A 13,163-nucleotide genomic window follows, 5' to 3' on the forward strand; every position below is an offset into this window, starting at 1 on the left:
GGTGTGCTTTGGGCAGTTTTCCAAAACAATGCTGGTGGTGCTTGGGACAATGCTAAGAAATCTTTTGAAGCTGGTGTTATGATTAATGGAGAAATGACATACAAAGGCTCTGACGCGCACAAAGCAGCGGTAACTGGAGATACTGTTGGAGATCCATTTAAAGATACTTCTGGGCCATCTATGAATATCTTAATAAAATTAACGTGTTTAATTGGTTTGGTAATTGCTCCAATTTTAGGAAATGGTTCGCATTCAACTACAGTTGTAAAAGCATCTTGTTGTCAAGTTGAAGGAACTTGTTCATCAATGAGCAAAGAAGAGTGTGAAACAAAAGGTTGTGTGAATCCTAACTGTAAAATGTTATCTGGAGAAGTTCTTGGTGAACCAATTGTTGGAGAATCAAAACTAGATGCTGATGGAAATTACATCTATGATTTGGGTGAAAACACGGTTGTAAAATTGCCTTCTGGTCAAGAATTGAAAGTGGGTAAATTATCTTCTGAATTCAAATTGTTTAGTTTTTTATCTGACCCAAAATCAGTTGTTGATGCCGACAAATCAAAAGGATGGATTTCGTTAGATAGAACGTATTTTGTGTCAGGCAAATCGGAATTAACAGAAGCTTCAAACGAACAAATTGTTAATTTAGCGGCTATTTTGAAATCTTTTCCAAAAGCGGTAATCAAAGTGGGAGGATATACAGACAATACGGGTGACCTAGCAATCAATCAAAAAATTTCGCAAGAAAGAGCTGATTTTGTAAAAGCAAAATTAGAAGCCGCTGGAATTGTTAAAGGTGCGGTTGTAAAAGCGGAAGGTTACGGGCCATTACATCCAATATGTGAGGCAAACGACACAAAAGAATGTCAAGCTCAAAACAGAAGAGTAGATGTTAGAGTTACTGTGAAATAATAGTAAATTATAGACTAAATACCTCTTTTAAAACAAAAAGAGGTATTTAGTTATTTAACATAGTTAATATGGATGATGAAGAACAAGATGATTCAAGCTATATAGCTTTGGTGATGTTAACAATAGTGATAAATGTATTATTGATTTTCAGTATTTCTACTTCACATTCTGGAAGTAAAACGTCGAATGCAGTAACTGCACTACTATTTAATCCTATTGCGAATGTTATTTTTCTTATATCAGCAGTTGTAATTATGGTAAGAAATCCATTAGATTATTATTCAAAGTGGAAGACCGCTGGTTTTGTTTTGCCAATTCTATGTTTTATAATTATCATTGTATATAATAATACTTTTGGCAAAGGAAGTGGTTGTTGAATTTAATAATAAAATTTTGCTGGGAGAGTTTTTTATACTATTTATGTATTCATAAATTAAATCATTGATGTTTCCCAACTTCCCAATCGTGCTTTCCTAGGTATTTCTCTGCACTTTCTATAGCGCCAGTTTCTACAACAGTTCCCATAGAATCATTCCAACGGTTCAAGTAACCAAAAAGCGAAATAACGCCTAGCATTTCAACAATTTCGCCTTCGTTCCAATACTTGTATAATTCAGCTTTAATAGTGGCATCAACCGCATTCGGAATCATAGTAGCCGCAATCGAAAAATCTAATGCAATACGTTCAGCTGCCGAAAATGAAGGATGTGTTTTATATTCCCAAATATTATCTAGCTGTTCTTGTTCAGCGCCATAACGCTCAGCAGCACGAATGGTATGTGCTTGACAATAACGACATCCGGCAGCATTACTAGAAACCCAACCAATCATTCGTTTTAAAGTTACTCGGCCATTATTTTCCATAACCGCCATATTCAAATTAATAAAAGCTTTTGATATGGACGGTCGATGTTGCATCGTTAAGACTGAATTAGGACAAAAACCTAATGTTTCATTGAAAAATTCAGCGAGTTTACGAGTTTCTTCGTCGTGGTTTGCAGGAAGTGGGTTTACAAGTGGCATATTTTTTTGGAGAAATATCAGAAAAATTTAGGGCTAGAATAAACCATTTATTTCAGCATCAATTCTATTTATAATTATTCCTAAATCTTCAGGATTGTTTACAAAATCTACATTATCCACATCGATAATTAATAATTTTCCTTTATCATACCCTTCAGCCCAAGCTTCATAACGCTCGTTCAAACGACTTAAGTAATCTATAGAAATAGTGTTTTCATATTCTCGACCTCTTTTGTGAATTTGACCAACTAAATTTGGAATGGAACTTCGCAAATAAATCAACAAATCTGGTGCGCCAACCAATCCTTCCATTAGTTCAAAAAGCGAGGAATAGTTTTGAAAATCGCGATTGGTCATCAATCCCATTGCGTGCAAGTTCGGTGCAAAAATATGTGCATCTTCATAAATAGTTCTATCTTGAATGATTTTTTTACCGCTTTCACGAATTTGCAATACTTGACGAAAACGACTGTTCAAGAAATATATTTGTAAGTTGAATGACCATCGTTCCATTTGGTGATAAAAATCATCCAAATAGGGATTGTCAACTACATCTTCAAAATGAGGTTCCCATTTAAAATGCTTTGCTAAAAGTTTGGTAAGTGTCGTCTTTCCAGCGCCTATGTTCCCTGCTATTGCTATGTGCATTATGGTATATTGATTTTAAAATTGATAATTCCTTCGTTGGTAAAAATAGACAAAATTTGCTCTTTATAATAAAAATTTTTAACAGATTTTGGAATATTTTCTAACCAAGTGGAATCGTTTTTTTTAACATCAAAAATGTAAATTAAATTGTTTTTTGAATAAAGAATCGTTTTTTCGTCCACAATAAAAATAAGTTCGTATTCTGGAATTTGATTGATGAGTTTGATTTTTCCAAAAATATCCATTGAGTAAAAAGCATTAGTTTCATCAATCCAATAAAAAGTATTAAATCCAGAAGTGTAGTTTTTTATTGTTTTTGAAATAGGTAAACCAATGTTTTGAAATGTATTTTTTACATAATTGTAAAAAACAAATTGTTGTTTTAAACTGTCAAAAAGCCAAATAGTATTATTGGATGCAATGCCAACTGCCGTTGCTGCTATGTTTGGATTGATTTCTGAAAGATTAATTTTTTGAACCTCATTTAGTTGATTGTCAAGAGCTATGATGGTATTGAAATTTTCATAAAACAAGATTATTTTTAAGGGGTTTTGAATGTCAATTTTCGAAATTTTCCCTAAAGAAATATTTTTATATTGAAACATTTCTGTATCCTTTGTTTTGAATAAAACATTATCCTTTATATAATAATCAAAACCAAAAGCATCAAAACCAATATAAGTGTCAGCTGAAATAGAATAACTATTTTTTAAAACAGGGTGTATTTTTGAGTTTTGCGAAAACCCCAAAACATAGAATAGTATAACAAAAAGCAAAAATATTTTTTTCATAGAAGTAAAATTACAATTAAACTTTTTATAAAATTAATTGTCCAACAACTTTATTTAACAAACTATTGGTAACAAAAAACAATTTCATTCGTCATATTTGTTAAGTCAAAATTAAAAAACTTAAACAATGAAAAATATAGTTTCCACTTTAGCAGTATTATTGATTTCTATAACCACTTTTGCACAAAAGGATTTCCAAGGAATGGCAGTTTATGAATCCAAAACGAGTACAGCTGATTTTAAATCTCGATTTGAAGGTAACAAAGACATCACTCCAGAAATGCAAAAAACAATTGAAGAACGAATGAAAAAAATGTTTGAAAAAACATTCATTCTTAATTTTGATAAAAACACATCCATATACAAAGAAGAAGAAAAACTGGAGGCGCCAGGAACTCAAGGTGGCGGTATGCGAATGATGAGTTCTATGATGGGTGGAGGCGGAACATTTTTCAAGAACGTAAAAGACAAATCCTATAGTGTGGATAAAGAATTTATGGGTAAAGAATTTTTAGTAAAAGATTCTTTACCAACTCTAAAATGGAAAATGGAAAGCGAAACCAGAGAAATAGGCGGTTATATGTGTATGAAGGCCACAGCAGTAAGACCAGCAAGTAAAACCGATTTCAGAAATTTTAGACCTAAAAAACAAGAAGAAAAAAAAGAAGGTGAAAAAGCAGAAACAAAAGACAAGAAAACCAACTTTATGGATGAGGTGGAAATGCCAAAAGACATTACAGTAACAGCTTGGTATTCGCCAGAAATCCCTGTCAATCAAGGACCAGAAAACTATTGGGGTTTGCCAGGTTTAATATTGGAAGTAAACGATGGGAAAACTACTATTTTATGTTCTAAAATTATCCTCAATGCCAAAGAAAAAGTAGAAATAAAAGCACCAACCAAAGGTTCAGTAATTTCGCAAAAAGACTACGACGAAACAGTTATTAAAAAAATGGAAGAATTTCGTGAAATGAATCAAGGTCGTGGTGGAAACAGTGGAATGCAAATTAGAATGGGTAGATAGTTAAGTAAATAGATTCATCGACATTCTAAAATTTAAATTTTCAATGAAAAAAATAGTATTCCTTTTTGTTTTCTTTCAAACAGTAATTTCATTTTCTCAAAACATCACTTTTCAAGGTGTTGTAAAAGACACTACAAACCTGCCACTAGAAATGGCTAATGTTATGGCGGTTAATCAAGTTACCAAAGCGGTTGATGCCTATTCGATAACAAACGACAAAGGAAAGTTTCAGTTATCACTCAAAGCAAATACAACCTACAATGTAAAATTTTCTTATTTAGGATTAAAAACAAAAAATCTAACAATCAACACAAAATCGGAAGATATAATCCAATCTATTTTACTTCAGTCCGATGCGACACAACTAGAAGGTGTCGAAATTGTGCGTGAAATGCCAGTTTCCATTAGAGGCGATACCATAATTTACAATGCAGATTCTTTCAAAACAGGAACTGAACGTAAGCTGGAAGATGTACTTAAAAAATTACCTGGAGTTACAGTAAATGCTGATGGAGAAGTGGAAGTGGAAGGTGAAAAAGTATCGAAACTAATGGTGGAAGGCAAAGATTTTTTTGATGGTGACACCAAACTAGGCGTAAAAAACATTCCAGCTGATGCGATTGACAAAGTACAAGTATTACGAAATTATAATGAAGTAGGAGCGCTCAAAGGTCTAGAAAATAACGAAGACAATGTAGCAATGAACATCAAGCTTAAATCTGGAAAAAAGAATTTTTGGTTTGGTGATATGACAGCAGCAACGGGAGTTGGACATCAGGAAAGTAGGTATCAAGCAAATCCAAAACTGTTTTATTACAGCCCGAAATATAGTATTAATGTATTAGGGAATTTTAATAACATTGGAGAGTTGCCATTTACTGTTCAAGATTATTTCAAATTCACAGGTGGTTTTAGAAATATGATGAAAAAAGGAGGAACCAATTTTAACGTTTCTTCCAACGATTTGGGTATTTCATTATTAAGAAATAATCGAGCCAAAGAAATTACCACACAATTTGGAGCCACAAATTTCTCATTCAATCCTTCAAAAACGCTAAGTATTTCTGGATTTGTCATACTTTCTGCTACCGAAACCGATTTAGAAACAAAAAGCCAAACCAGTTTACTAGCCGAAGATGGAAAAGCCGTTTTTTCTTCCGAAAAAAGAGACGAAATAGCAAAACAAAAAAACAATTTAGGATTATATAAACTAAGCGCAACATATAAACCAAATTCAAAATTACAGCTTGATTATGATGTTTTGGCGAAGCAATCCCAACAAAATGAAAACACTTACTTATCGCAACAAACCTTTGGGCTCAATACTGTTTTTCTAAATAGCCAAGATATATTTACAGCCAAAAAACAAGATCCATTTTCAATAAATCAAAATTTCAATGGATATTATACGCAAAGTGACAAAAATGTTTTCACTTTAGAATTGCAACATTTGTATCAAAACGAAGATCCGTTTTATAATGCAAACCTACAAAATGATCCTTTTATAAGTATTTTAAATTATGATGATACAACAAGCAGAACCAATCTAAATCAAAACCGATTTGTACAAACCAATAAGATTGATGCAAAACTAGATTATTATTATATGGTTACCCCAAAAAGCAATATCAATATAACCTTTGGAAGCACCTATTCGCATCAAAATTTCAACTCTTCTATTTTTCAGACACTTGACAACGGAAATATAAATAACATTAATTCTCAAGAAAATAAAAACCAAGTAAAATACAATTTTAATGACGTTTTTATAGGCTTACACTATAAATTCTTAACAGGAAAATTTACTTTCAATCCAGGTTTCTCGATTCATAAATTCAATACAAGCAACCAACAATTAGGCTCAAATTTCACACAAGATTTTTATAGAATTTTACCAGATATGTATGCGTTGTATCAAATAAAAAAATCAGAAACACTAACATACAACTTAACTTACAATAATGATTTTACGGATATTAATAAATTGGCAGAAGGCAACGTGTTGAACAACTACAACACTATTTTTAGAGGAAACAGACAGTTAGAAAACGCCACTTCACAAACCCATTCGTTGCGATATTTCAAATACAATATGTTTAATTTTGAGAATATTTTTGCAAATGTTTCCTATTCCAAAAGAATGAATCCTGTCAAAAACGCTTCCGATTTTGATTTTATCAATCAAACAGCGACTGCTATAAACTCCAATTTTGCAGACGAGATATTGTCTGGAGCGGGAAATTATGGGCGTTCGTTTTTTAGATATTACAAAGCAAATTTGAGTGCGGCAATAAATTGGTCAAAATTCAATAACATTCAAAATAACAATCGAATCACTACCGAAAGTATAACTCAGAATTACACTTTCAAAGCGTCTACAAATTACAAAGAGCTGCCTAATATCGAGTTGGGTTTTGGGTATACGATAAATGATTATCAAAACGATACATTTTTTACTCAAACCCCGTCAATTAAGCTAGATTATTACTTTCTCGATGCATTTTCTTTCGTTTCAGAATACGAATATTACCATTATACAAACAATTCTAAAACAGTCGATAACGAATACGATTTTTTAAGTGCAAGCCTTATTTATCAGAAGAAAAATGCAAAAATGGAATACAAACTTTCCGCCACCAATATTCTAAACACAACATCACTCAACGACGACAACTTCAATCAATCCCGCTTCAGCACCTCGCAATATGTGGTGCAACCACGATACATTATGTTAAGTTTGAAATATAATTTGTAGCTATTCCTGCTATTCGTTTCAAGTCCTCGTTTTGATGGTAAATTTTTTAAGGCTTTGCAAGAGCTTCCTTTGGTCGCTTTGCAAAGCCAAAAAAATAAAGCCATCAATAACTGCGGGCTTTTCACTATTATCAGGGCTAAAAAACAAAACCCTGATTAAATTAATAATCAGGGTTTTGTTTTAAATAGAGCAATTCTTAAAAATTATATCGCATACCAATATTCAATCCAAGACTTCCAAAATTAAAAGTGGCTTTAACTTCTTTACTAGGTTGTGCTGGATTTGAAGGAATGGAACTGTCGTTAGTGAAGCTATCCACGAATTCAAATTCTTTATCCGCAACATCAATCAATGGTAAAACATTAACGCCATTTTCAGAATATTCAGTATAACTAGCTTTTTTAGGAGAGTAGTTTAGGTTCACCATATTTAACTCGCCAAAAAGACTAATTTTATCGTTCAAACTATACAATAATCCAACGCCACTATGAAAACCTATTGAGCTAGAGCCACTAAATTTTAAGTTACTATTAAGAATATCTGTTCCGCTTCTTTGTTCACTTTCAAGATTTATTACGCTGGCAATACCTACAAGAACACCAAATTTTGCGTATGGATTAACTTTGGAAAACCCTCCAGCGATAACAAGTGTTGGTTTGATTTGCAACATTTTTGCAGAAATACTAGAATTAGAATAATCACCAGATAATTCAGTTTGTTTCCCTTCTGTTTTGCCCCCTAGCAAATAGTTAACGCCCAATTCAGCACCAACATATTTGTTAAACATATACCCAAAAGTGGCGCCAACATTCAATCCTTTACCCAATGCAACCTTTGTTAATTCGGTTTTGCTGGTTGTAGGATTAATTTGTGTAGAATTTATTATTCCCCAACGATAGGCAACTATTTCTCCAGAGTCATTTCCTAATCCATATCCAGCGTTGATATTCACATAAGCACCCTTTTCCCCTTGTGCAATACTGCCTTGAGAAAACAAAATAGCAACAATAGTTGCAGATCCTAAAAATAATTTTTTCATCTTTTTTGTTTAAAGTTTGTCAAATATAACAATTTTATAATACAAAAACCCTGACTAAATTAACAATCAGGGTTTATTATTATCTGTCTTTGTAAGCTTTTGGATTAAAAATCTAAATTCCAAAAGCACTTTTCACTTGATCCACAAAATCTAATTTCTCCCAAGTAAACAATTCCACGGTAACGGTTTTGGTTAATCCGCCTGGAGCATTAAAGGTTTTAGTTACTGTTTCTGGTTTGCGACCCATGTGTCCGTAAGCAGCAGTTTCACTATATATCGGATTACGTAATTTCAATCTTTGTTCTATAAAGTACGGGCGCATATCAAAAATAGCTTCTACTTTTTTGCTAATTTCACCATCGGTCAAGTTTACTTTGCTGGTGCCATAAGTAACCACGTTTATTGATGTTGGTTTTGCAACACCAATTGCATACGAAACTTGAACTAATATTTCTTCGCAAACACCAGCGGCAACCAAGTTTTTGGCAATATGACGAGTTGCATAAGCTGCACTTCTATCTACTTTACTTGGGTCTTTTCCAGAAAATGCACCACCACCGTGAGCACCTTTTCCACCATAAGTATCCACGATAATTTTTCTTCCTGTTAAACCAGTATCTCCGTGAGGACCGCCAATTACAAATTTTCCAGTTGGGTTGATATGATAAGTTATATTGTCATTAAATAAATGAGCATATTGAGGATATTTTGCTTTCACTCTAGGAATTAAAATAGAAACTAAATCTGTTTTTATTTTAGCCAACATTTTTGATTCTTCATCAAAATCATCGTGCTGTGTTGATATTACAATCGCATCAATTCGTTGTGGTTTGTTGTCGTCAGAATATTCTAAAGTAACTTGGCTTTTTGCATCAGGACGCAAATACTTAATTTCGTTATTTTCTCTACGTAAATTAGCCAATTCAATCAACAAAGCGTGAGACAAATCAAGTGCCAATGGCATATAGTTTTCGGTTTCATTTGTAGCGTAACCAAACATCATTCCTTGATCGCCAGCGCCTTGTTCTTCTTTGCTTGCGCGATCTACACCTTGGTTTATATCTGCCGATTGTTCATGAATAGCTGATAAAATTCCACAAGAATTGGCTTCAAACATATATTCACTTTTGGTATAACCAATTTTACGAATCACCTCACGAGCGATATTCTGAACATCAAGATAGGTGTTCGATTTTACTTCACCAGCCAAAATAACCTGACCAGTAGTAACTAATGTTTCGCAAGCTACTTTCGATTCAGCATCAAAAGCCAAAAAATTATCAATTAATGCATCAGAGATTTGATCTGCAACTTTATCTGGATGTCCTTCACTCACAGATTCTGACGTAAATAAATAAGCCATAATATATTTTATTGTTAAATTTTATAAAACGAAAAAATTGCAGAAAATGATAAAGTAGAAGTGTTCTGCTTTAGCATTTTTTAACGAGGTTGCAATCAGTTCAAATTTTTCCTCTTTATTATGGCGCAAATGTATAAAACGAATTTGAATTGATAAGCAATCTTAACTTTTTTTTGATTAAATTTAATTCTTATGCCGATGTAGCTTTTGAATTATTTTAGATTTATATTCTGTTATTAATTATTTATTTAGATTATTATCCTGTTTAATTGTAAATTAACAACAAAATTTAGAAAAATAATCTATAAAATTTGCGATAATAGAAAATTATTCTACATTTGTTAAATAAAATAATAAAGAGATGAATTTTACTATTTGCAATGTGTGTTGTATGATGTCGGAGATTTCCGCAGAGGACACTATTGTATAATTTTAAATTAAAAATATAACCAATAGAACCTCTGCAAACCGCAGAGGTTTTTTTTATTAACAGAATTTAAAAATATAAAATGAATAATTCAGTAGCTAATAAAATGATCGTGTGTTGTTGTATGATGTGTCTATGTTGTGCACCATCAAACTATTATCAAAAGCGAAGGATTTAATCTTTATATAGTCAAACTATAAGCCCTTTTGGTACCATTCCAAAAGGGCTTTTTTATGTAATAAAATTATAATTATAAATTATTTATGGATGCAAATTTTTTAATGAATATTGTAAAAAGCAATAATCTTGATGAAAACATTAAGTTATTATCAGCATCTATTGATGACAAAATAGTGTTTTCAACAAGTTTTGGCATTGAAGATCAAGTTATTTTTCATGCTATTTTTAGTCAGAAAATAAAAAACATTGAAACCTTTACCTTAGATACAGGTAGACTTTTTCCTGAAACTTATGCATTGTGGGACAAAACATTATTGCAATACAACGCTTCAATAAAACCATATTATCCAAATACTGAGCAAATTGAAGAGTATGTTCAAAATAATGGAATTAATTCTTTTTATACTTCAGTTGAACTTAGAAAGGAATGTTGTCATATTAGAAAGGTAGTTCCACTTAAAAGAGCGCTTACTGGAGCAAAAATATGGATAACTGGACTTAGGGCTGAGCAATCTGATAATAGAAACGGACTTAATGTAATTGAATGGGATGAGCATTTCCAAGTTTTCAAATATAACCCATTGTTACATTGGACCACAGTCGATGTAAAAGAATACATCAAAAAGAATAGTGTTCCATATAATATACTTCATGATCAAAATTTTGTGAGTATTGGATGTGCTCCTTGCACAAGAGCAATTAAAGAGGGTGAAAACTTTAGAGACGGACGCTGGTGGTGGGAAGATCAATCAAAAAAAGAATGTGGATTACATAAACAGTAAATAAAAACAAAGTCTAAACGTAAATAAAAAAAAATGGCAAATACGAATCACTATTTAGAACAATTAGAAAACGAGGCAATTTATATTCTCCGAGAGACGGCTGCACAATTTGAAAAACCAGCCTTGTTATTTTCTGGAGGAAAAGATTCTATTGTTTTGGTGCACCTTGCTTTGAAAGCATTTCGTCCAGGTAAATTTCCTTTTCCATTAGTGCATATCGATACAGGTCATAATTTTCCTGAAGCAATTGCATTTAGAGATTATTTAGCGAATCAAATTGGTGAAAAATTAATTGTTGCTTCTGTCGAAGATAGTATTAAAAAATACAATTTAAAAGAAACTTCAGGTCGGTTTCCTTCTCGTAATGCTTTACAAACCTATGCTTTGCTTGATGCGATTCAAGATAATGAGTTTGATGCTTGTATTGGTGGTGCTAGAAGAGATGAAGAAAAAGCAAGAGCTAAAGAACGAATTTTCTCTGTTCGTGATGACTTTGGACAATGGGATCCAAAACTACAGCGCCCTGAATTATGGGATATTCTAAATGGAAAAGTGCAAAAAGGACATAATGTTCGTGTGTTTCCTATTAGTAATTGGACCGAATTAGATGTATGGAATTACATTCAAAAATATGATATTGAATTACCCGATCTTTATTTTGCTCATGATAGAGAATGTATTTTATATGGAGACAAGTTAGTCGCAACTTCCGAATTCATTCAGCCCTTGCAAGATGATATTGTTGTTACCGAAAGAGTTCGATATAGAACTGTTGGAGATATGACTTGTACAGCAGCAGTTCCTTCTAATGCTTCTAGTATTCAAGATATCATTGATGATATTATTATTACCAGAATTAGCGAGAGAGGACAAACACGACTTGACGATCAGTTGTCTGAAGCCGCTATGGAAGATAGAAAAAAACAAGGATATTTTTAAAGACTTTTAAACTTTTAGACATAAAACAATGAATACATTACGATTTATAACAGCTGGAAATGTTGATGATGGGAAAAGTACGCTGATTGGGAGATTGCTTTATGATTCAGATAGCATACACACTGATCAATTGGGCTTACTACAAAAACAAACCAAACAAGAAGGAGTAGATATTGATTTATCCCTAATTACAGATGGTTTAAGGGCCGAAAGAGAACAAGGCATCACTATTGATGTTGCCTACAAATATTTTTCTACTAAAAAAAGAAAGTTCATTATTGCCGATGCTCCAGGTCATGAACAATATACTCGAAATATGATTACTGGGGCCTCTAATTCTGATTTGATTATTCTTTTAGTAGATGCTAGAAAAGGAATTACAACGCAAACCAAAAGGCACGCTAGTGTGGGATCATTAATGGGAATCAAAAAAGCCATCGTGGCTATTAATAAAATTGATTTGGTTAATTATTCTGAAAGCATTTATAATGGAATCAAAAATGATTTTGAAGCCATCAAAAGCGAATTGCAATTTGACGAAATTATATTTATACCAGTTAGTGCACTAGCTGGTGACAATATTGTCCAAAAATCAGAAAATACACCGTGGTATGAAGGAAAAGCATTACTAGAAACATTAGAAGAAATTGAAGTGCCTACGTCCGAAAATTTAGTGTCACGTTTTCAAGTGCAATGGGTTATTCGACCAAAAGATGAAGAAAATCACGATTATAGAGGTTATGCAGGTCTGGTTTTAAGTGGTAGCTATAAGGTAAATGATACTGTAAAAATTTCCCCTTCAAATATGGAGACTAAAATTATTAAAATAGAGCGAAATTTAGAGCAAATAGAGGTGGCAAAAGCAGGAGATAATATTGTATTGCATTTTGATGGAAATATAGATATCAGCCGTGGAGATTCTGTCGTAAAAGCAAACGAGTTAATCATCGAAGGAACAGAAATAAAAACTTGGATTTCTTGGTTGGACACAACCGATTTGCAAATTGGTAAAACCTATACTTTACAACACAGATTTAGAAATGTTAGAGCAAAAGTATTGGAAATAAACCAGAAATGGAATATCAATGATTGGGAGTTTTCTCAAACTAATGAAATTAAACTTAATGACATCGCTCAAATTTCAATAAAAACTAATCAACCCTTGTTTTATGATTCTTTTTTAACCAATCCAAAATCAGGGAATGCCATTTTAATTGATGAAACAACTTGCACAACCGTTGGCGCTTTAATGTTTCTCGAAAACAAGTAAAAAAGAGAAT

12 protein-coding genes are annotated in these 13,163 nt (G+C 32.4%); 7 read left to right on the forward strand and 5 right to left on the reverse strand.

What is annotated here, in order from left to right:
• Nucleotides 1-912, forward strand: a 912-nt coding sequence (locus RMO70_RS08065) for a sodium/proton-translocating pyrophosphatase (RefSeq protein ID WP_310555916.1), incomplete at its 5' end; no start/stop codon positions are given.
• A 68-nt stretch (nt 913-980) separates the two neighbouring features.
• On the forward strand, nt 981-1,289 hold the full coding sequence (locus tag RMO70_RS08070) for a hypothetical protein (RefSeq protein ID WP_310555917.1): 309 nt from the start codon (nt 981-983) through the stop codon (nt 1,287-1,289).
• A 61-nt stretch (nt 1,290-1,350) separates the two neighbouring features.
• On the opposite strand, the gene RMO70_RS08075 is transcribed toward RMO70_RS08070, so the two are convergent.
• The 3 genes from RMO70_RS08075 to RMO70_RS08085 are packed head-to-tail and all read right to left on the reverse strand — an operon-like array spanning nt 1,351 to nt 3,374.
• Nucleotides 1,351-1,935, reverse strand: coding sequence for a carboxymuconolactone decarboxylase family protein (locus tag RMO70_RS08075; protein WP_310555918.1), 585 nt, complete (start codon nt 1,933-1,935; stop codon nt 1,351-1,353).
• Between the two features lie 33 nt (nt 1,936-1,968).
• Nucleotides 1,969-2,583, reverse strand: a complete 615-nt coding sequence (locus tag RMO70_RS08080; RefSeq protein ID WP_310555919.1) for a deoxynucleoside kinase — start codon at nt 2,581-2,583, stop codon at nt 1,969-1,971.
• Nucleotides 2,583-3,374 carry a hypothetical protein gene (locus RMO70_RS08085; RefSeq protein ID WP_310555920.1) on the reverse strand — a complete coding sequence of 264 codons (792 nt, stop codon included), beginning with the start codon at nt 3,372-3,374 and terminating at the stop codon, nt 2,583-2,585. The genes RMO70_RS08080 and RMO70_RS08085 overlap by 1 nt, the downstream gene beginning before the upstream one ends.
• Nucleotides 3,375-3,501: 127 nt before the next feature.
• Between RMO70_RS08085 and RMO70_RS08090 the strand changes: the two genes are divergently transcribed.
• Both RMO70_RS08090 and RMO70_RS08095 read left to right on the forward strand, forming a co-directional pair.
• The gene (locus RMO70_RS08090; RefSeq protein WP_310555921.1) at nt 3,502-4,398 is read left to right on the forward strand and encodes a GLPGLI family protein; all 897 of its coding nucleotides are present in this window, start codon (nt 3,502-3,504) and stop codon (nt 4,396-4,398) included.
• A gap of 43 nt (nt 4,399-4,441) precedes the next feature.
• On the forward strand, nt 4,442-7,153 hold the full coding sequence (locus RMO70_RS08095) for a carboxypeptidase-like regulatory domain-containing protein (protein ID WP_310555922.1): 2,712 nt from the start codon (nt 4,442-4,444) through the stop codon (nt 7,151-7,153).
• 196 nt (nt 7,154-7,349) lie between these two features.
• Here the strand turns inward: RMO70_RS08095 and RMO70_RS08100 are convergent, their stop codons facing one another.
• Nucleotides 7,350-8,192 (reverse strand): outer membrane beta-barrel protein, encoded by an 843-nt coding sequence (locus RMO70_RS08100; RefSeq protein ID WP_310555923.1) that lies wholly within the window; start codon nt 8,190-8,192, stop codon nt 7,350-7,352.
• 112 nt (nt 8,193-8,304) lie between these two features.
• Nucleotides 8,305-9,555: a methionine adenosyltransferase gene (metK, locus tag RMO70_RS08105; RefSeq protein ID WP_310555924.1), complete on the reverse strand. Its 1,251-nt coding sequence runs from the start codon at nt 9,553-9,555 to the stop codon at nt 8,305-8,307.
• A gap of 690 nt (nt 9,556-10,245) precedes the next feature.
• Between metK and RMO70_RS08110 the strand changes: the two genes are divergently transcribed.
• From RMO70_RS08110 to RMO70_RS08120, 3 genes are read left to right on the forward strand one after another with little or no spacing between them, the layout of a single operon-like run.
• Entirely contained in the window at nt 10,246-10,944 is a 699-nt protein-coding gene (locus tag RMO70_RS08110) for a phosphoadenylyl-sulfate reductase (RefSeq protein WP_310555925.1), read from the forward strand.
• Between the two features lie 33 nt (nt 10,945-10,977).
• Nucleotides 10,978-11,883 (forward strand): sulfate adenylyltransferase subunit CysD, encoded by a 906-nt coding sequence (gene cysD, locus RMO70_RS08115; protein WP_310555926.1) that lies wholly within the window; start codon nt 10,978-10,980, stop codon nt 11,881-11,883.
• A 28-nt stretch (nt 11,884-11,911) separates the two neighbouring features.
• Nucleotides 11,912-13,153: a GTP-binding protein gene (locus RMO70_RS08120; protein WP_310555927.1), complete on the forward strand. Its 1,242-nt coding sequence runs from the start codon at nt 11,912-11,914 to the stop codon at nt 13,151-13,153.
• Nucleotides 13,154-13,163: the final 10 nt, after the last annotated feature.

The organism is Flavobacterium sp., assembly GCF_031422135.1.
In the GTDB taxonomy this organism is placed as follows: domain Bacteria; phylum Bacteroidota; class Bacteroidia; order Flavobacteriales; family Flavobacteriaceae; genus Flavobacterium.

Excerpts from the sequence above, each read along its gene's own strand:
- RMO70_RS08110 (WP_310555925.1), top strand. The coding sequence starts at position 10,246 with ATGGATGCAAATTTTTTAATGAATATTGTAAAAAGCAATAATCTTGAT.
- RMO70_RS08120 (WP_310555927.1), top strand. The coding sequence starts at position 11,912 with ATGAATACATTACGATTTATAACAGCTGGAAATGTTGATGATGGGAAA.
- metK (WP_310555924.1), bottom strand. The coding sequence starts at position 9,555 with ATGGCTTATTTATTTACGTCAGAATCTGTGAGTGAAGGACATCCAGAT.
- RMO70_RS08085 (WP_310555920.1), bottom strand. The coding sequence starts at position 3,374 with ATGAAAAAAATATTTTTGCTTTTTGTTATACTATTCTATGTTTTGGGG.
- RMO70_RS08100 (WP_310555923.1), bottom strand. The coding sequence starts at position 8,192 with ATGAAAAAATTATTTTTAGGATCTGCAACTATTGTTGCTATTTTGTTT.
- RMO70_RS08070 (WP_310555917.1), top strand. The coding sequence starts at position 981 with ATGGATGATGAAGAACAAGATGATTCAAGCTATATAGCTTTGGTGATG.
- RMO70_RS08095 (WP_310555922.1), top strand. The coding sequence starts at position 4,442 with ATGAAAAAAATAGTATTCCTTTTTGTTTTCTTTCAAACAGTAATTTCA.
- RMO70_RS08075 (WP_310555918.1), bottom strand. The coding sequence starts at position 1,935 with ATGCCACTTGTAAACCCACTTCCTGCAAACCACGACGAAGAAACTCGT.
- cysD (WP_310555926.1), top strand. The coding sequence starts at position 10,978 with ATGGCAAATACGAATCACTATTTAGAACAATTAGAAAACGAGGCAATT.
- RMO70_RS08090 (WP_310555921.1), top strand. The coding sequence starts at position 3,502 with ATGAAAAATATAGTTTCCACTTTAGCAGTATTATTGATTTCTATAACC.
- RMO70_RS08080 (WP_310555919.1), bottom strand. The coding sequence starts at position 2,583 with ATGCACATAGCAATAGCAGGGAACATAGGCGCTGGAAAGACGACACTT.